The 17,886-nt window shown below is 68.7% G+C and carries 18 protein-coding genes; 12 read left to right on the plus strand and 6 right to left on the minus strand.

The features are described 5' to 3' along the window. Positions 1-150: 150 nt before the first annotated feature. The 3 genes from KV110_RS33155 to KV110_RS33165 all read right to left on the minus strand — a co-directional run bounded on the left by KV110_RS33155 (position 151) and on the right by KV110_RS33165 (position 2,758). Positions 151-948: a PIG-L family deacetylase gene (locus KV110_RS33155; protein WP_218471099.1), complete on the minus strand. Its 798-nt coding sequence runs from the start codon at positions 946-948 to the stop codon at positions 151-153. Positions 949-1,175: 227 nt separating this feature from the next. Beyond that, entirely contained in the window at positions 1,176-2,501 is a 1,326-nt protein-coding gene (locus tag KV110_RS33160) for a cryptochrome/photolyase family protein (RefSeq protein ID WP_218471100.1), read from the minus strand. Beyond that, a complete protein-coding gene (locus KV110_RS33165; protein WP_218471101.1) occupies positions 2,498-2,758 on the minus strand; it encodes a lipocalin/fatty acid-binding family protein in 261 nt (86 codons plus the stop codon). Before KV110_RS33165 ends, KV110_RS33160 begins: the two co-directional genes overlap by 4 nt. A gap of 89 nt (positions 2,759-2,847) precedes the next feature. On the opposite strand from KV110_RS33165, the gene KV110_RS33170 reads away from it, so the two are divergent. The 5 genes from KV110_RS33170 to KV110_RS33190 all read left to right on the plus strand — a co-directional run bounded on the left by KV110_RS33170 (position 2,848) and on the right by KV110_RS33190 (position 7,725). Further along, positions 2,848-3,210, plus strand: coding sequence for a hypothetical protein (locus tag KV110_RS33170; protein WP_218471102.1), 363 nt, complete (start codon positions 2,848-2,850; stop codon positions 3,208-3,210). An 87-nt stretch (positions 3,211-3,297) separates the two neighbouring features. Then, positions 3,298-4,143, plus strand: coding sequence for a MerR family transcriptional regulator (locus KV110_RS33175; RefSeq protein WP_218471103.1), 846 nt, complete (start codon positions 3,298-3,300; stop codon positions 4,141-4,143). A gap of 254 nt (positions 4,144-4,397) precedes the next feature. After that, the gene (locus KV110_RS33180; RefSeq protein WP_218471104.1) at positions 4,398-5,720 is read left to right on the plus strand and encodes an NAD(P)/FAD-dependent oxidoreductase; all 1,323 of its coding nucleotides are present in this window, start codon (positions 4,398-4,400) and stop codon (positions 5,718-5,720) included. Next, complete coding sequence (locus KV110_RS33185) at positions 5,717-6,460, plus strand: DUF1365 domain-containing protein (protein WP_246634139.1); 744 nt, start codon at positions 5,717-5,719, stop codon at positions 6,458-6,460. Before KV110_RS33180 ends, KV110_RS33185 begins: the two co-directional genes overlap by 4 nt. After that, positions 6,457-7,725, plus strand: coding sequence for an SAM-dependent methyltransferase (locus KV110_RS33190; protein WP_218471105.1), 1,269 nt, complete (start codon positions 6,457-6,459; stop codon positions 7,723-7,725). Before KV110_RS33185 ends, KV110_RS33190 begins: the two co-directional genes overlap by 4 nt. A 9-nt stretch (positions 7,726-7,734) precedes the next feature. Here the strand turns inward: KV110_RS33190 and KV110_RS33195 are convergent, their stop codons facing one another. Beyond that, positions 7,735-9,084 carry a TIGR01777 family oxidoreductase gene (locus KV110_RS33195; RefSeq protein ID WP_218471106.1) on the minus strand — a complete coding sequence of 450 codons (1,350 nt, stop codon included), beginning with the start codon at positions 9,082-9,084 and terminating at the stop codon, positions 7,735-7,737. A gap of 86 nt (positions 9,085-9,170) precedes the next feature. Here KV110_RS33195 and KV110_RS33200 point away from each other — a divergent pair, with 86 nt between their 5' ends. Next, positions 9,171-10,148, plus strand: a complete 978-nt coding sequence (locus KV110_RS33200) for an SDR family NAD(P)-dependent oxidoreductase (RefSeq protein ID WP_218471107.1) — start codon at positions 9,171-9,173, stop codon at positions 10,146-10,148. Between the two features lie 134 nt (positions 10,149-10,282). Continuing rightward, on the plus strand, positions 10,283-11,089 hold the full coding sequence (locus KV110_RS33205; RefSeq protein WP_218471108.1) for a nuclear transport factor 2 family protein: 807 nt from the start codon (positions 10,283-10,285) through the stop codon (positions 11,087-11,089). A 27-nt stretch (positions 11,090-11,116) separates the two neighbouring features. On the opposite strand, the gene KV110_RS33210 is transcribed toward KV110_RS33205, so the two are convergent. Next, positions 11,117-12,004: a sterol desaturase family protein gene (locus KV110_RS33210; protein ID WP_246634140.1), complete on the minus strand. Its 888-nt coding sequence runs from the start codon at positions 12,002-12,004 to the stop codon at positions 11,117-11,119. 216 nt (positions 12,005-12,220) lie between these two features. Here KV110_RS33210 and KV110_RS33215 point away from each other — a divergent pair, with 216 nt between their 5' ends. From KV110_RS33215 to KV110_RS33230, 4 genes are all read left to right on the plus strand, one after another. Next, positions 12,221-13,384 (plus strand): sensor histidine kinase, encoded by a 1,164-nt coding sequence (locus tag KV110_RS33215; RefSeq protein WP_246634141.1) that lies wholly within the window; start codon positions 12,221-12,223, stop codon positions 13,382-13,384. A gap of 2 nt (positions 13,385-13,386) precedes the next feature. Further along, the gene (locus KV110_RS33220) at positions 13,387-14,052 is read left to right on the plus strand and encodes a response regulator (protein WP_393537911.1); all 666 of its coding nucleotides are present in this window, start codon (positions 13,387-13,389) and stop codon (positions 14,050-14,052) included. Between the two features lie 52 nt (positions 14,053-14,104). Beyond that, a complete protein-coding gene (locus tag KV110_RS33225; protein ID WP_218471110.1) occupies positions 14,105-14,566 on the plus strand; it encodes a CinA family protein in 462 nt (153 codons plus the stop codon). Positions 14,567-14,669: 103 nt separating this feature from the next. Next, a complete protein-coding gene (locus KV110_RS33230) occupies positions 14,670-15,473 on the plus strand; it encodes an MSCRAMM family adhesin SdrC (RefSeq protein WP_218471111.1) in 804 nt (267 codons plus the stop codon). 56 nt (positions 15,474-15,529) lie between these two features. Here KV110_RS33230 and KV110_RS33235 read toward each other — a convergent pair whose 3' ends face one another. Then, positions 15,530-16,336 (minus strand): VOC family protein, encoded by an 807-nt coding sequence (locus KV110_RS33235; RefSeq protein WP_218471112.1) that lies wholly within the window; start codon positions 16,334-16,336, stop codon positions 15,530-15,532. 203 nt (positions 16,337-16,539) lie between these two features. Here KV110_RS33235 and KV110_RS33240 point away from each other — a divergent pair, with 203 nt between their 5' ends. Beyond that, a complete protein-coding gene (locus KV110_RS33240) occupies positions 16,540-17,802 on the plus strand; it encodes an MFS transporter (protein ID WP_218471113.1) in 1,263 nt (420 codons plus the stop codon). Positions 17,803-17,886 lie beyond the last annotated feature (84 nt).

Raw genomic sequence — 17,886 nt, forward strand, 5'->3', positions numbered from 1 at the left:
GGAAAGCCGAGGGTGGCAAAAAATTCGTGGGGTGATCCGGCCATCGAATGGGTACTAGGTCTTTACGCCGAATCGACGCGGATCGGCGGCTGAACCAACCGGCCCGGGTGTCCGCCTCGCAACGGCGCGGCGCGGACGCCCCCGGTCGACTCAGCCCCGGCGACGCGCGGGCCGGAAGATGTCATCGAGTGGCCGGTCCACCGGCGCGGTGCCTTCCTCGACGAACCACTCCCAGTGCATGACCCGGCCGAGGACTGGTGTCGGCAACCTCAACAGAACCTTGGCGATCGCCGCGTAGCTGCCCGCCCCCTCGATGACCGAACGGTGCGCCGCCACAGCCGCTTTGCGCTGGGCCGCGAATCTGCTCACGTCGATCCGGTGGGTGATCTCGGAGCGTGCGCTGTAGGCGGATTCGAAGTCGAACAGGCCGGTTCGGACCCGGAAGAGACCGAGCAAACGCCCTAGGCGAGCAGCGCTATCACGCGGCATCGTGGCATCGAGCACGCGCGCGACACCGGCCAACTCGGCGGCTCGGGTGCCGACCTCGTGGACGCGCACATGATCGCGATGCCCATAGCCGCCGTTGCGGTCGTAGCTCAGCAGCATCTCCGCGTTCTCTTCCCGCAGGATCGCCGCAAGCCGCTCGGCGGCCTCGTCCAGATCGGCCCGCAGGAAGCGCACGCGGTCCGGCGGGTCGGCGAACAGCACGGCGCCATGGCCGCTGTCGGCATAACCGAGGTGCGCCACCCGGGCCACCCCCAGCGCGGCCGCACTCGCTGCCAATTCGGTCAGCCGCACGGCTTTTCGCCCGTCGAGTGCGGCCATGTGCCCGTCGGTGGCCACGACGATCACGGTCCGGTGCCCCGCCGCGGCCGCCGCGGCGAGTGTTCCTCCGGTCAGCAGGGTTTCGTCGTCCGGGTGCGCGTGAAAAGCCACGACTGTTGCCATCGCAACAGTCTGGCACCCGGTCGTGGCGGCGTCAGCCGCCGAGGACCAGCAGGGTGAGCGCCTTCTGCACGGTGTCCCACACTCTGCCGAGGGTGATCACGATGTCGACGGTACCCAACATCACCGGCTCCTTTCCGCGAGCAAAGGCAAAGCCCCGATGTATCGATTCAAGACCCGGCACCGTGGATTGGGAAGGGCGCGCCGCCATTCGCGGCGAAATCGGTGCGCTACATCCCGACACATTCGATGATCGGCGCGGGATACACGGCGGGATCGATATTCGCGCGCCACGGCATGTGCACGGCAGCGCCGGAAAGGTGCGCCAGCTCGGGGACCCAGCGGCGCACGTATTCGCCGTCCGGGTCGTACCGCTTGGCCTGGCGCAGCGGGTTGAGCACCCGATTCGGCCTGGTATCGGTGCCGGTGCCGGCCACCCACTGCCAGTTGAGTTGATTGTTCGCCAGATCCCCGTCGACCAGCCAGCGCAGGAAGTGGTCCGCGCCGACGCGCCAGTCCACCCGCAGCGATTTGGCCAGGAAGCTGGCGGTGATCAGCCTGGCCCGCCCCGGCATCCAGCCCTCGGCGAGCAATTGCCGCATAGCCGCGTCGATGACCGGATATCCGGTGCGACCGTCCCGCCAGGCCGCGACGGCCTGCGGATCGTCGCGCCAGCCGATCGACCGGGGCCGGTAGTCCGACCACGCGGCGTCCGGCCGGGCTGCGAGCAACTGGTGGTGGAAGTCGCGCCACGCCAGCTGTCTGGCGAAGGCGTGACCGCCCGCGGTCGACATATCGACCCGATGCACCAGCTCGGCTGGGGACACACAACCGAAGTGCAGATACGGCGACAGCCGGGAGGTGGCGTCGGCGGCGAGGTAGTCGTTGCGGTCTTCGTAGGCCTCGATCGGCCCGGAAAGCCAGTCCCGCAGCATCTTTCGCCCTGTCGTCTCGCCACCCACGGCAAGCTGCGGCGAGGTCGGGCCCGCGCGGAGTTGCTCGGCTTCCGGCAGCGGCTCGCTCGCCACCTCCGGCACCGTGAGCCCGCGTGGCTTCCCCAACGGCTTGCGCTGATGCGCCTCCGACCACCGCCGGAAATAGGGGGTGAAGATGGCGAAATGGTCCCGGCCGGTGGACGGGACGAGCACTTCCGGATCGGCGGCGGTGATCGACGCGGCATGGGTGTGCAGCAGACAATCGCGCCGCGCAAGCCGCTCCCGCAGCGCCTGTTCGCGCCTGCGGCTGTATCCACTCACGTCGGCGGCGATGTGCACGCTCTCGGCATGCACCTGCGCCGCGATCCGGTCCACTTCCGTGCCGACATCGCCACGCCGCACCACCAGCCGACCCCCGATGGCCCGCAATTCGGCATCGAGCTCCGCCAGCGCGGCGGCGAGGAAGCGCGCCCGATTCGGCGACGCGAAACGACCGGCCGCGATGGCGTCATCGATGACGAAAAGCGGTACCACCGAAGCACCTTCACGATGCGCCGCGGTCAGCACCGGGTTGTCGTGCACCCGCAGATCACGGGTGAATAGGGCGATGGTGACGGTCATCTGCGCACCTCGCTATTGCCCTGCGCGTCGAGCGCGTGATTTGCCTGGGTATCGCGAGCACAGACGAGGTCGAAGTACTGCGGCACCGCCGCCAGCTGGTTCCAGGTACCGAAGTGCCGGTTCAGGTCGAGCGGCGACACCGGCGCCGGTCCGGCGACGGGTGCCGCCTCGGCGCTACCGACGGCCAGGACGGGGCCCGCCGATAACGCCGGGGCAACGAGCAGGCTAACGAGATACCGCTTGGTTCGTGCTGTCACGCGAACTCCTCGGAAATCGACGACTTCCCCCATACTAGCCAGTAACGATGCACAATTGATTCAAGCGTACAGATTCTCAGGAGGACCCGGTGAACTTTCCCTGGCTACCCCGGCTCGCGGGCGCACTGACGGCCGGCTACGGCGCGGCGGTCGCGGTGCGACCGGCCGTCATGCTCGGACCGTGCGGCTGGTCCGACGATGACCCGGCTCTGCGCGCCGTTGCCAGGATGACCGCCCTGCGTGACGTCGCGTCCGGGCTGGCCATGCTGGTGGCGCCGACGCCGAAGGCACTGCGGCTGGCGATCGCCGCCCGGGTGCTCGCCGACGCGTCCGATGCCACGGTCCTCGGGATCGCGTTGCGCGGCCGACCCCAGCGCGGCAAGGCGATCGCGGTCGCGGCAGGCTGGGGCCTGGTGTGCGCCGCGACCGCTGCCACCACCGTGCGGAGCTGATCATGGCCAGGACACCGGATACCCCGCGCGACGGCCAAGCGCCCGGGCACAGGGAATCGGGCGAACCGGAACAGGCAGAATAGGGCGATGCCCGCCGGTTCCGCTCCCGCTCCCGACGCGGCCGGATACACGGTGCGCGCGGTGGCCGAGCGCCTCGGCATCCCGACGGCGACCCTGCGGAGCTGGAACCGGCGCTACAACATCGGCCCGCCACAGCATCGACCCGGCAAGCACCGCCTCTACACCGAGACCGATATCGCCCTGCTCGGGCGCATGCTGACACTTATCAAGGAGGGCGCGAGCCCGGCGGGTGCGGCGGCCGCGGTGCGCGGACCGATTCCGCTGCTCGGCGACCGGTTCCCGTTGCTCGCCGCGGCTTTCGCGCTGGAGACGCGCGCGGTGACCGACTATCTGGAGGCGCATTTCCGCGCCTACGGCGTGGTGCAAACCTGGGATCGGTTGTGTCGCCCCGCATTCGCCGACATCGTGGCGCGCCAGGGTGCGGGCGAGGGCTGCATCGACGTCGAGCACCTGCTGTCGTGGTGCATCACTTCGGTGCTGCATCGCACCAATCCGCCGCCCGACGCACCCGCGGCCACGCCGGTCGTACTGGCCTGCACCAGCGGCGAGACGCACGCGCTGCCGCTGGAAGTGCTCCGAGCGGCGCTGGCCGAGTGCGACGTCGACGCACACATGCTCGGCGCGGACGTTCCGACCGGCGCGTTGACCGACAGCCTGGCCAGGCACGACCGCCCGGCCTCGGTAATGCTGTGGTCGCAGCAGGAATCGACCGCGTTGACCTCGGCGGTGCGCGCCTGCCTCGAGGCGGGGTCGCGGGTCTTCGTCGGCGGCCCCGGCTGGGATTCGGTGATCCTGCCCGACGCGGCCGGACGTGTGGCAAGTCTCATCGACGCCGTCGATCTCCTGAGCTGACCCCCGCTCGAGCGGGCGTTCCGATGGTCGCCTGCGGATCACCGACGCCCCACCGCTGACCAGGCAGGTAGGCCGGTGGACGCCTGCGGAGCGCAGCAGATATTGCCGGATCGAAGAAACGATGCATAATCGAGGCACTGGCCGTCGGCGCGGTTTCCCGGCGACAGCTGTGCCGACCCCGCTCGCCCGAGCGCGGTGGCAACCCCGGTCGGCCACCATCGGCCACGGGCGCGACGGGCAACGAGGAGGCACACATGGACCAGCACACCGGGCCGAGCGTGGACGGCGTCCGACAGGTCGCCGTGATCGGCAGTGGCGTGGCCGGATTGACCGCGGCCTGGGTGCTGTCGAAGTCCGCCGAGGTGACCCTTTACGAAGCCGATCATCGGCTCGGCGGCCACGCCGACACCCATCGGGTCGCCGCCCAAAATGGTGCGACCGTCGGCGTCGATACCGGATTCATCGTGCACAATGATCGGACTTATCCGACGCTGCTGCGGTTGTTCGGCGAACTGGGTATCCAGACCCAGGAATCGGACATGAGCATGTCGGTGCGCTGCGACGGCTGCGGCCTGGAATACGCGGGCGCCCGCGGCCCCGGCGGCTTGTTCGCCACGCCACGCTCGCTGACCCGAGGACGCTATCTGCGCCTGCTCGCCGAGGTGCCGCGATTCCATCGGGTGGCCCGCGCCGAATTGTCCGATGCGGCCGAAACCGGCCGCACGCTAGCGGAATTCGTCCTCGACAACGGCTTCTCCGACTACTTCGTCACGCACTTCCTCACCCCGCTCGTCGCGGCCGTGTGGTCGTGCGACCCGGCCACCGCGTTGCAGTACCCGGCCCGGTATCTGTTCACCTTCCTCGACCATCACGGCATGTTGACCGTGTTCGACTCGCCCACTTGGCGCACTGTCACGGGCGGCTCGGCCACTTACGTCCGCGCCGTCGCCGACCGACTGAACACCGTGCTCGTCGGCACTCCGGTGCGGGCCGTGCATCGCGTTCCCGACGGCGTCGCGGTACGCGACGACGCGGACGAGGTCAGGATGTTCGACGCGGCGGTGATCGCCACCCATCCGGATCAGGCGCTGGGCATGCTCGCCGAACCGACCGAAGCGGAGGTCGAAATCCTTTCCGCCATGCCATATTCGGTGAATCACACGGTATTGCACACTGATCCGTCGGTGCTGCCGAGGGCGCAGCGAGCGCGGGCGTCCTGGAACTACCGGCTGCCATCGTGCACGGCGAAGCTGGATCGTGTACTGGTCAGCTACGACCTGACCCGGCTGCAGCGGCTGGCGGGTGATCGGCGGTTCCTGGTCACGCTCGGTGACGCGGACCGGGTCGATCCCGACCTGATCCTCGATCGGATGGTCTACCAGCATCCGCGCTACACCCCGAGTTCAGTGGCCGCTCAGCGCAGGCTCGGTGAAATCGGTTGTGCGCGAGTGGCCTTCGCGGGCGCCTATCACGGCTGGGGTTTCCACGAGGACGGCGCGCTGTCCGGGCTGCGTGCCGCGCAGCGCCTCGGCGCCGGCTGGCACAGCACCGCGCTCACGGCAGTGCGTGCCTCGTGAACCGGCCGAGCACGACCACGACCGCGCAGATCGTCCGTACCCGGATCCGTCATGTGCGCCTCGCCCCGCTGCGCCACGAGTTCGGCTATCGCAGCTATAGCTGGCTGGTCGACCTCGACGACATGCCACGGCTGCCGCGCTGGCTGCGCCCGCTCGCCGGGTTCCGCGCCGCCGACCATCTCGGCGATCCGCACCGGACCCTGCGCGAGAACGTCGACGGCTATCTCGCCGAGCACGGCATCGACCTGCGCGGAGGTCGCGTACTGATGCTCGCCAACGCGCGGGTGTTCGGTTATGTGTTCAATCCACTCACCCTGTTCTGGTGCCGCGACCGCGCGGGCACGCTGGTCTGCGTCATCGCGGAAGTGCACAACACCTACGGTGAACGGCACTGCTACCTGGTTCGTCCCGATGAGCACGGGGTGGCGACCACCCCGAAGCGCTTCTACGTCTCCCCGTTCAACGAGGTACGGGGCGAATACCGGATGCGGCTGCCCGAGCCCACCGACCGGCTGCGGGTATCCATCACCCTCACCGACGACCAGCCGATTTTCGCCGCCTCGATGACCGGCCGTTGCCAATCGGCCACCGTCCGTACCATCCTGCGCGCGACAGTGGCGGTACCCCTTGCCCCACTTGTGGTCTCGGCGCTCATTCGCAGGCACGGCGTGCATCTCTGGGCGCGCGGCCTGCCACTCGTCCCCCGACCGGCCCGACACTTCGAGGAGTCTTCGCGGTGAGCATCCAATCGCAGGTCACGGCACGACCCTCGACCTACTGGCCCGATGTCGAACGGGTGCCCACCGGGACCCGCGCCGCGATCGCCGCGGCGGTGGCGGACCGGTTGTTCCGGCACGCCGTGCGCACGCTCCCGATCCGGGTCGAGTACCCGGACGGAACGGTCCTCGGTCGAGGCGCGCTGGACGCGCCGCGGCTGATCCTGCACCGTCCCGGCGATTTCACCGCACGGCTCGGCGTCGGCGGACTGATCGGCTTCGGCGAGTCCTATATGGCGGGCGACTGGTCGGCTCCCGATCCGGCCGCGACCCTAGCCGTGTTCGCCGAGCACATCGACACCCTCGTCCCGGCCCCGCTGCGCGCGTTGCGCCGACTATATGTCGCGAAACATCCCGCCGCCGAACGCAACAGTGAATCGAACAGTCGAGGCAATATCGCCAGGCATTACGACCTGTCGAACAATCTCTTCGAATTGTTCCTGGACGAGACGCTGACCTATTCCAGCGCGTTGTTCCCGGCCACCGCGCCGCCACCGCGGTGGGCCGACCTCGCCGCCGCCCAACGCGCGAAGATCGATCGGATACTCGACCGCGCTGGCGTCGGGCCGGGCACCCGGCTGCTCGAAATCGGCACCGGCTGGGGTGAATTGGCGCTGCGTGCGGCCGCCCGAGGGGCTTCGGTGCGCTCGGTGACGCTGTCAACGGAGCAGCGCGCGCTCGCCATGGACCGGATCGCCGCGGCAGGCTTGTCCGAACGCGTCACCATCGATCTGCTCGACTATCGCCGGGTGACAGGCGAATTCGACGCGGTGGTCTCGGTGGAGATGATCGAGGCCGTCGGCTACGAATACCTGGACACCTTCTTCGAAACCATCGACCGGGTGCTGGCCCCGGGCGGCCGCGCGGTGATCCAAGCGATCACCATGCCGCACCACCGCATGCTCGCCACCCGCGACACCTACACCTGGGTGCAGAAATACATCTTCCCCGGCGGGTTCCTGCCCTCCACCCGGCTGCTCACCGACGTGGCGGCGCGCTGTACCGAACTCGTTGTCCGCGAACAGCTGTCGATGGGCGAGCACTACGCGCACACGCTGCGCCTGTGGCAGCAGCGATTCAACGCCCGCGCCGACCGCGTCGCGGAATTGGGCTTCGACCCGGTCTTCCGGCGGATGTGGCGGTTGTATCTGGCGCACGCCGAGGCCGGATTCCGGTGCGGCTACCTCGACGTGTACCAGATCCTGCTCACCCGCGACGCACCCGCCTGACCCGGCGGTTCAGTGTCGGGCGCGGCCGAGCAGATGTCGTAGCGCCGCCGCGAGATCCGGTGTGCGGAACCGATGTCCGGCCTTGCCGAGGACGGCGGGCACGACCCGCTGGCTCGCGGCGGCGAGTTCGCGGGCGCCCTGCTCGCCGAGCAGCAGCGCCGGGCCGAACTCGGGCACCGGGAGCAATGCGGGCCTGCGCAGCACACCGGCCAGGATGTTGGTGTATTCGCTGTTGCGAACAGGTTGTGGGGCAACGGCATTCACCGGGCCGGACAGCGTGCTGTCCCATAGCGCGCGATAATAGATGTCCACCAGATCGTCGATCCCGATCCAGGACAACCACTGTTCGCCGTCCCCGATCCGGCCACCGAGACCGGTCGCGAACAACGGCCGCAGCAGTCGCAGGGTGCCGCCGCGCGGCGATTGCACGATCCCGGTCCGCACCGTGACGACACGTACTCCACCATCGGCGGCGGCGCCGGTGGCCGCCTCCCATGCCTCGACCACGTCAGCCAGGAAACCGTCGCCACGCGAAGCGTCTTCAGACAACCGCTCGTCGCCGCGGTCGTAGCCGTAGTAGCCGATGGCAGACGCGCTGACGAAGCTCGGCACGCCTGCGCGGGCGGCCAGTGCGGCGAGCCGCTCGGTCGGTCCGATGCGGCTGTCGACGACGGCCTGCTTGTGTTCGTCGGTGAATCGGCCCGCGATGGACGCACCCGCGAGGTGGACCACCGCGTCTACGCCGTCGAGCAGGTCGGGTGCGGGATCGTCCGGGTTCCATTGCCTTTCGCCCGGTTGCGGTGCATGCCGGACCAGGCGGAGCACGGTGTGGCCGCCGGTCGTCAGGAACGCGGACAACGCCGAGCCGACCAGCCCCGATGCGCCGGTCACCGCGATCGTCTTGGCCGCGAAGCCTGCTCGCGTCGCGTCGGCGTGGGCGGCCAGGTCGTCGGCGAGCTGCCGATACCGATAGTCGAACATCGGGCGCAGGGCGAAGGCGGGCACCCGTGACTCGACGCGGTCCACCACCCTGGTGTGCGTATCGTCGACGACCTCGAAGTCGTGCGTGTGCCGCCAGCGCAGCAGCAGGCCCGCGGGCAGCGAGCCGACACCGTCGACGGCGATCCGGTCGACGAACCGCTGCGGCGGTTCGTAGCCATCGGGATCGTGTCTGGCCACCCAGCGCAACCCGCCCGGCAACCCGAGCACGGCCCGCCCATCGGCCAGCGAAGCGGCCTCGGCGAGCACCGACACCGGCTGCCACGGCGGCGCGAGCCGCGCGAACGCGCCTGGTCGGGCATGCCACTCGAAGACCTCGGACCGGGGTGCCGCGACGACGCTCGAACACTCGATGCCCATGCTTCGACTCTAGCGAGGCGCCGGAACAATGCAACGTTCATGCATCGTTATTGCCAGATCGTCCGGTCGCGGACGAGAATTACGCGATGACCGATGCGTCCGGTGCCCCCGCTTTCCTCGACACCCTGCTCGACCGGACGATCGCTCCCGGTTACAGCCGCCTCGGCTTCCGGCTGCGCAGACGCGGCTGGCCCGCGGACGACCCGCACCCCGACGCCATGCGCGGCCGCACGGCGCTGGTGACCGGATCGAATTCCGGCATCGGCAAGGCCATCGCGGCGGAATTGGCCGGACTCGGCGGCTCGGTGGTGCTCGCGGTCCGCGACCGCGGCCGTGGCGAGCAGGCAGCCGAGGAAATCATGGCCGCCGACCCGACGGCCGATGTCTCGGTGACCGTGTGCGACGTGTCCGATCCGCGATCCGTGGCCGACTGCGCGAACGAGCTCACCGCCCGGCTGTCGCGACTGGATGTGCTGATCCACAACGCGGGCGTGTTGCCGCCCCGGCGCATCGAGACCGCCGAGGGACACGAGACCACACTGGCCACCCACGTACTCGGTCCGCTGCTGCTCACCGATCGACTCGTGCCGCTGCTCGACGCGGCCGACGGGTCCCGGGTGATCCTCATGTCCTCGGGCGGGATGTACACCCAGCGCCTCGCCGTCGACGACCCCGAATTCCGGCTCGGTCGGTACTCCGGCACCACCGCGTACGCCCGCACCAAGCGGATGCAGGTGGCACTGACCCCCTTGCTGGCCGAGCACTATGCACCCCAGCGCATTTCGGTGCACTGCATGCATCCGGGCTGGGCGGACACCCCCGGCGTCACCGCGTCGCTGCCCGCCTTCCATCGACTCACCGGTCCGCTGCTGCGCAGTCCCGCCGAGGGCGCGGACACGGCGGTCTGGCTCGCCGCGACCTCGGCCACGCTGCCGTCCGGCCGGTTCTGGCACGACCGGCGGGTGCGGCCGGAGCACTACCTGCGGCGGACGCGCTACACCGCCGACGAGGCCTGGCGGCTCTGGCAGTTCTGCCGGGAAGCCGCTGGTATCGGCGTCGGATAACGGTCCGCACCAACCGCCGCGGCCATGCGGTCCGAGACCGGCCGCGGCCAGTAGGACTGCGCCGGAACGCAATACCTCAATTGCAACTTGTTCTACCATGGGACGAGTCATCGTCGACATCGGAGGAACTTGTCATGCCGCTGGAACCCTCGGCCGCGGAGTTGTTGACGGCCGTCCAGGCGTCGCCGCGCGCGGTCGCCGCGCATGACAAGTCCGCGTGGGTCGATCTGTTCGCGGCCGACGCGGAGGTCAATGACCCGGTCGGCTCCCGCCCACACGTCGGCCGCGCCGCCATCGAGCGGTTCTACGACACGTTCATCGCCCCGAACGCCATCGCGTTCCGGGTCGATCGGGACATCGTGCACCCGCCGACGGTGGTGCGCGATCTGACCATCGAGACCACGATGTCCACCGGCGCCATGGTCTCGGTGCCGATGCACCTGCGCTATCAACTCGCCGAGGACGACGGCGACTGGAAGATCACCCATCTGGCCGCGCACTGGGAACTGGGCCCGATGATCGGGCAACTGTTGCGTACCGGACCCAGCGGACTCGGCGCCGCGCTGCGGCTCGGACCACAGCTGGTCACCCATCAAGGTGTCGATGGCGCGCTCGGCCTGATGCGGGCGCTCGGCGGTGTCGGACGGGTGGGCAAGCGGGTGACCGCACGGTTGTTCGCCGCGGCGGGCAGCACGGACATCGTCCGCGTCCGCGGCTTGCTCGGTCACTATGCCGTTGTCGAATTGCCTGCGGGCACACCGGTTTCGGTGGAGGAATTCACCAACCGGGCACGAAATATGCGGTGGAGCAAGCTGATCGCCGCCGGTCGCACGGTGACCGCGACGGTCCGGCTCGGTGACACGCGCGGAGTGGCGTTCGTCGAGTTCGCCGCGGGCTCCCCGCAGATCGCCGCCATTCGCTTCTTTCTGGACCGCGTGTGAGATCGGCTGCCGGACAGGCGGATCGGCTCACGTGAGTTGGACCGACTTCTCGGGCTGCTGCGCAGCCCGCACCTGCTCGGTCCAGCCGGGCGGGCCGAAGACGTAACCGAGGCGGCCGCGCCAGGTGGTGGCGCCCCGTACATCGCGGATCAGTCCGGCCAGCTCGTGATAGTTGAGCTTCAGCGGGTTGTCGGTGCCGATGTTCTTGGTGAGCCCGTAGCGGATCGGTTCGGATTCGGCGGCGAAGCTGCCGAACATGCGGTCCCAGATGATGAAGATGCCGCCGTAGTTCCGGTCGAGGTACGGCTGATTCGAGCCGTGGTGGATGCGGTGGTGCGCCGGGGTGTTGAACAGGAATTCGATCGGCCGCGGCAGCGTGCCGACGCGCTGGGTGTGGATCGGGAATTGGTAGAGCAGGCCGATGCTCTGCAACAGGAAGATCATCCAAACCGGGAAGCCGAGCAAAGCCGCTGGCACCCAGGCCATTCCACGCAGGATATTGGCCACCGGATGCACCCAGGGCAAGCGGATCGCGGTGGACAGGTTGAAGTACTCGCTCGAGTGGTGCACGCTGTGCGCGGTCCACAGCAGCCGGACCCGATGGTCCGCGCGATGCGCCCAGTAGTAGCAGAAATCGGTGACCACCAAGCCGAGCACCCACACCCACCACGACTTCGCGGACAGGTGCAGCGGGGAGACCGAGGCGGCCAGCACCACCGCCGAGAACGGGATCAGATACTGCGTCAGCGGTTTGGTGAGCCGGCCGAGGGTGAACGTCGCCACGTTGGCGGCGGTGTCGCGCCCCGAGCCGACATTGGCCGGGCGATCGGGATCGCCGCGGTACGCGATCCACTCCACGAGCATGAACAACGCGAATGCGGGGACGGCATAGCTCAACAACTCGACTCTGCCCACGGGATCTCCTTGATTGTCCGTCGTCGATGCTCGACGCTACGGGCGATGGCCTGCGCGAACATCGCGCCACCGAGGGATTCGGCGTCCCCCGCGCGGGGGACGCGGCGGCGCGGGGCGACGGGCACAGTGGTCGAACAGCAGCCACGGGCCGGGTGCGGGCAAGCTGGCTAGGATCGAGGGCTCCGACGACACGAAGGCGGTGGCGAACTGTTGGACGTGAGCAGGTCGCTGGCCCGCCAGTCGCTGGTGGTCGCGGTGGTGGCCGCGCTGATCGACGCCGTGGTGCTCGGCCTGTGCGGCGTGTTCACCGTCGCGCCGTGGCAGACCGTCGCGGCGGTGGCCGCCATCGTCGCCGGTGATCTGGCGCTGGCCGCGCCACCCCGCACGGCCGGTGTGGTCGCGGTGGCTCAGGTGCTGGTCCGGCTGCTGGCCGCCTGGCTGCTGCATCAGTACGGGTTCGGCACCCGATTCGCCGATGTCGGTTTCCTGGTGGCCGGGTACCGGGCCGGTGCCTGGTTGTCGGGGCCGAAATCGGTACTGACCATGCTCGTCATGTGCGGCGGTGTCGCGGCCGCACATCTGCTCATCGGCAGCAAGAACGACAACGACTGGCGGCTGCTGCTCGCCACGACGGCGGCCGCGGGCTGTGTGCCGTGGCTGGTCGGCCGGTACACCGCGGCGCGTGGCGCCTACATCGCCGACCTGGAGCAGCGGGAACGGCTGCGGCGCCAGGAACATCAGGTCGCGCTGGAGCGTGCGGTGACCGAGGAACGCGCCGCCATCGCGCGGGATCTGCACGATGTGATCTCTCATCACGTCAGCGCCATCGGTATCCACGCCGGTGCGGCCCGAATGGCCATGGCGGACACGGCGAATGGTACGGCGACCCGGTCGCTCGCCGCGGTGGAGTCGAGCAGCCGGGCCGCGATGGTGGACCTACGCCGTCAGCTCGATCTGCTGCACGGCCGCGACGACGCGGGACAGCGACAGCCTGGCCTGGCCGATATCGACGGCCTGGTCGACCACGTGCGTGCCGCCGGAATGAATGTCGAAGTGGCCGTGCGTGGTTCGGTGGTCGAGCTGCCGGAGTCGTTGGATGTCACGGTGTATCGGATCGTGCAGGAGATGCTGACCAACGCATTGCGCCACGGCGACGGCGAGCAGGCGCGGCTGGAGGTGGCGTACCGCCCCGAGCGCGTGCTGATCCGGGCAACCAATCCGATGCCACCGGCACCGGCGGCCGAAGACACCGCGGTGCCGCGTGGGCTCGGCGGGATTCGCCGCCGCACCGAACTTTTCGACGGTGAACTCGACTACGGCCTCGACGAATCCGGAACCTCTTGGCACACCGCGGTTTCCGTCCCGATCGGCGGCTCGTGAACATGTCGATCCGGATCTTGATCGCCGACGACCACAGCATGTTCCGCTCCGGACTGCGCGCGGTCGTGGACAGCCAGGCCGATCTCGACTGCGTCGCCGAGGTCAGCGACGGCCGCGCCGCCATCGCCGAAACCGCAAGGCTGCGACCGGATGTCGCGATTCTCGACGTACGCATGCCCAAGTTGGATGGGCTCGCCGCCACCGAGGCGATCGTCGCGGCGGGCGGCACCCGGGTACTTGTGCTCACCACCTACGACAGCGACGCCAACCTCTACCGCGCGCTACGCGCGGGCGCGAGCGGGTTCCTGCTGAAGAGCCTGCCGCCGGAAGAGCTCGTCGCCGCCATCCGGATCGCCGCCCGCGGTGACGCGCTGATCGATCCCTCGATGACCCGCCGCCTGGCCACCCGATTCGCCACCACGCTCGCCCCGCCGCGCATCCCTCCCGAGGTCGGCCAGCTCACTGCCCGCGAATTGGAGGTGCTGCTCCTGCTCGCGGACGCGCGCAGCAATGCCGAAATCGCGGCCCTGCTCGGCGTCGGCGAGGAAACGGTGAAGACCCACGTCTCCCGTGTCCTGGCCAAACTCGGTGTGCGGGATCGCATTCACGCGGTGGTCTACGCCCATCAGCACGGTTTGGTCTCGCACACTCCACCCGGTCCTCGCTGATCATCGCGGCGATGCGCATGATGGATGTGGTGTCGAAAGAAAGGACGAACCCTTGACAGCCAACGGCCTGGCGGAAGAACTTGCCGAGGTGGTACAGCGCGGCGATCTGACGGTGGCGGTCGCGGAGTCGCTGACCGCCGGTCAGATCGCGGCCGCGCTAGGCGCGGCGCCCGAGTCCGCCGAGTGGTTCCGCGGCGGTGTCGTGGCCTACTCGGCGCAGGTCAAGCGCAGCGTGCTCGGTGTGCCCGAGGTGCCGGTGGTGTCGGAGACGGCGGCCAAGGCGATGGCAGAGGGCGTCACGTCGCTGATGGGGTCGACGCTGTCGGTGGCCGTCACCGGGGTCGGCGGGCCGGGTCCGCAGGACGGGGAGCCCGCGGGCTCGGTGTGGTTCTCGGTCGCGGGTAAGGACGTGACGGCCTCGCATCGCCAGTTCGACGGCAGTCCGGAGGAAGTGCTCGAGCAGACCGTGAACCATGCGCTCGAGCTGCTGCTCGAGGCCGCACGCGGTCATTGAGCACCGGACGGAACCGGCGCGCCCGTCCGAATTGTCCCCAAGCTCGAGCAGGTGGAAGTACCGTTGACGAGACTGGCTGGTCTTCTTCGATGGATGGAGCACTATGCGTAGTGATCACACCCGCCTCGTTGTCACGGTCGTCGCGTGTTCCGGCCTGGTCCTGTCCGGAGTCGGTATCGCGTCCGCGCAAGTTGCCACCGGCACGGTGCCGGATGGGCAGCCGGTAGCCGTCCAAACGCCCACCCAGCAGGCGCTGATCGAACGGGCCCGGCAGCGCTCGGCGAGCGCGCGCGACCGTGCCGAATCGGTGCGGCCCGGCGATTCGGTGCAGCCCGGCGATTCGGTGCGGCCCGGCGATTCGGTGCGGCCCGGCGATTCGGTGCGGCCCGGCGATTCGGTGCGGCCCGGCGATTCAGTGCAACCCGGCGATTCAGTGCAACCCAGCGATTCAGTGCAACCCAGCGATTCAGTGCAACCCAGCGATTCAGTGCAACCCAGCGATTCAGTGCAACCCAGCGATTCGGTGCAACCCAGCGATAACGCGTGCCCGGCCGCGCCAGAAAAGGCGAAGCAGAGGCCGGCCCAGCGCGACACCATTCGCACCGGCCTCGACAGCGCGGCAAAGGCCGCCGAAGCCGCGGCGAATACCGCGGCCGCCGCCCGTGCCGCGGCCGACGCCGCACGTGCCGCGCTGGCGGCGGTCCTCGCCACCGAAGAGGCCGCTGACGGCTTCCTCAGCATTCTCGAAGCCGAGATGGCCGCCCGTGCGGCCGAGGAGGCGGCCGCCGCTCCCGACGATGTCGAGCTCGCCAATGCCGCCGCCGCGGCGGAGAACAGGGCCGCCAGGGCGACTGCCCGAATGACCAAGGCGCCGATCCACCCGATCCACCCGATCCGCAAGCCGTGAACCGGCGAGGGCCTGCGCCGAAACGCAGGCCCTTTGTCCATACCTAACGGCGTGGCCTATCCACCTGTCGGCGGTTCACCCACTGTCGTGTTGACGTCGATGACGCCGAACGCCTCACCTTGCGGCCCTTGCAGGACTCCCATCCGACCGAACGCGCTGTCGTGGGGATCCATCAGGACGGTGGCGCCCAGCTGCGCGGCCTTGGCGACGGCCGCGTCGGTGTCGTCAACCTGGAACCAGATCTGCCAGAAGGGCGGGGTTTCGCCCGGTTCGGTCGAGGTATCGAAGACACCGCCCACCTCCTCGCCCGCCGGGGAGAGGCTGAAGGTCGAGTAGGTGAAGTTCTCGCCGTCCCCGATTTCGTGGTAATGCCAACCGAATACCGCTGCGTAGAACTCCTGCGCCAGCTTGTACCGATCGGTGTTCAACTCGTTCCAGCAGTAGGCGCCGTGCTCGTTGTAGATCCCGGCGCCGGTGTGCGCCTTGGCTTCCCACACCCCGAAGACCGCGCCCGTCGGGTCGGCGGCGACGAACATCCGGCCGACGTCGAGCACGTCGAACGGCGACATAATCACCGAACCGCCTGCCGCCGTGACCTTTTCGGCAATCGCGTCGGCACTGTCCGCGGCAAAGTAAGTGGTCCACGCCGAGGGCATCGGCACGCCGACGGGCTTGGGGCCGATGCCCGCGGCGGGTCTGCCGTTGCGTAGCGCCATCAGATAGCCGCCCGCGTCCGGCGGGCTATCCAGGATTTCCCAGCCGAACAGTTCCCCGTAGAACTCGCGGGCCCGGGTGGTGTCGTCGACCTGACTGTCGACCCAGCACGGTGTCCCCTGCGGCCAGCTTCCGTCATGTGTTGGCATCTCCGTGGCCTCCTGACCTCGGTTAGCTGAAGTGCGGCCGGACGCGGCCTGCACCAACCAAGTCAAGCACCGAGTCGGCCAGGGCAGCACCGGAATCGCGGTTCCGGCAGGGCCCTTTTCGCGCTGCGGACCAGCAACTTCGCGAACCGGACAGAACACGATCAATTGTTGCCGAAAGGGGGCTTGATCAGGAGTATGGCGGGATGACCACAGCCTCCGAGGTCGGCCGCGAGCATCTCCGGCTGGATGAACTTCCGGTTCGTCCCATTCATCGCAAATTGGTCGTTCTTGTCGGTGCGGGACTGTTCTTCGATCTGTACGAGTTGTTCCTCGCCGGGACCATTACCGGGGTGCTGAAACAAGAGATGCACCTGTCCACCTTTCAGCTCAGCGGCATCGTCGGGTCGGCGTTCGCGGGTCAGTTCCTGGGGGCGCTGGTGATCGGCCGGTTGTCGGATGTGTTCGGGCGGCGCCGCATGTTCATGGTCAATATCGCGCTGTATTCCGGGTTCACGCTGCTCGGTGCGTTCAGCCCGAACATCACCTTTCTGATGGCGACGCGATTCCTTGCGGGGCTGGGTATCGGCGCCGAGATGACCGTGTCCGACACCTATCTCTCGGAAGTCGTTCCGCCACAGGTGCGTGGCCGTTTGATCGCCACCGCCTACACAATCGGTTTCTGCGCGGTGCCGATCGTCGGGTTCCTCGCCCAATGGCTGGTTCCGTTGCGGCCCTTGGGTGTCGAGGGCTGGCGCTGGCTGTTCGTGATCGGCGGGCTTGGCGCCGCCGTGGTGGTCGTGGCGCGGCGGAACATGCCCGAGTCACCACAGTGGATCGCCAGGCAGCAGCAGAAGTCCGCCGTCACGCCCTTCAGCGCGATTGTCCGGCCGCCGTACCGCGCCAGGACAACGCTGTTTTCGGCGGTGATGATCCTGCAGGTCTTCGGCTACTACGGTTTCGGCACCTTGGCGGTGCTGGTGTTGGACCGCAAGGGTTTCGAGGTGGTGACCTCGCTGAGCTACCTGGCCGTCACCTATCTCGGCTACCCGCTCGGCTCGCTGCTGGCGATCCCGTTGATGGAGCGGATCGAACGCAAGCATCTGGTCATGGGGACCGCCGCCATGATGGCGGTGTTCGGCCTGACCTTCGGCTTCGCCACCAGCGTGCCGCTCATTCTGCTGTCCGGTGGGCTGTTCACCGTGACCAGCAACGTGTTCTCCGACGCGCTGCACGCCTACCTACCGGAGTCCTTCGCGACCGCGGTGCGCGGCACCGCATCCGGTGCGACCTATTCGTTGTCGAAGATCAGCACCGCACTCCTGCCGTTCCTCCTACTCCCCCTGCTCGACCGCCCCAACGGCCCCGGGCTGGTCTTCTCGGTGATCACCCTCGCCCTGGTCACCATGGTCGTCCTGGTCGGCGTATGGGGCCCACTAACCGGCCGACGCGCGCTGGACGCGGAGTGAGGCCCTGATGATCCCGCGCACGCCCGCGGGCTGAGCATAGAAAAGTGGCCCGCAGGAACATTTCCTCGGGCACGGGGCTTCTGA

The organism is Nocardia iowensis, from assembly GCF_019222765.1.
In the GTDB taxonomy this organism is placed as follows: domain Bacteria; phylum Actinomycetota; class Actinomycetes; order Mycobacteriales; family Mycobacteriaceae; genus Nocardia; species Nocardia iowensis.

What these genes read in the sequence shown, in the direction of transcription:
- KV110_RS33195 (WP_218471106.1), bottom strand. Translation starts at nt 9,084, where the DNA reads ATGGGCATCGAGTGTTCGAGCGTCGTCGCGGCACCCCGGTCCGAGGTC.
- KV110_RS33200 (WP_218471107.1), top strand. Translation starts at nt 9,171, where the DNA reads ATGACCGATGCGTCCGGTGCCCCCGCTTTCCTCGACACCCTGCTCGAC.
- KV110_RS33155 (WP_218471099.1), bottom strand. Translation starts at nt 948, where the DNA reads ATGGCAACAGTCGTGGCTTTTCACGCGCACCCGGACGACGAAACCCTG.
- KV110_RS33230 (WP_218471111.1), top strand. Translation starts at nt 14,670, where the DNA reads ATGCGTAGTGATCACACCCGCCTCGTTGTCACGGTCGTCGCGTGTTCC.
- KV110_RS33175 (WP_218471103.1), top strand. Translation starts at nt 3,298, where the DNA reads ATGCCCGCCGGTTCCGCTCCCGCTCCCGACGCGGCCGGATACACGGTG.
- KV110_RS33205 (WP_218471108.1), top strand. Translation starts at nt 10,283, where the DNA reads ATGCCGCTGGAACCCTCGGCCGCGGAGTTGTTGACGGCCGTCCAGGCG.
- KV110_RS33220 (WP_393537911.1), top strand. Translation starts at nt 13,387, where the DNA reads ATGTCGATCCGGATCTTGATCGCCGACGACCACAGCATGTTCCGCTCC.
- KV110_RS33160 (WP_218471100.1), bottom strand. Translation starts at nt 2,501, where the DNA reads ATGACCGTCACCATCGCCCTATTCACCCGTGATCTGCGGGTGCACGAC.
- KV110_RS33180 (WP_218471104.1), top strand. Translation starts at nt 4,398, where the DNA reads ATGGACCAGCACACCGGGCCGAGCGTGGACGGCGTCCGACAGGTCGCC.
- KV110_RS33235 (WP_218471112.1), bottom strand. Translation starts at nt 16,336, where the DNA reads ATGCCAACACATGACGGAAGCTGGCCGCAGGGGACACCGTGCTGGGTC.
- KV110_RS33240 (WP_218471113.1), top strand. Translation starts at nt 16,540, where the DNA reads ATGACCACAGCCTCCGAGGTCGGCCGCGAGCATCTCCGGCTGGATGAA.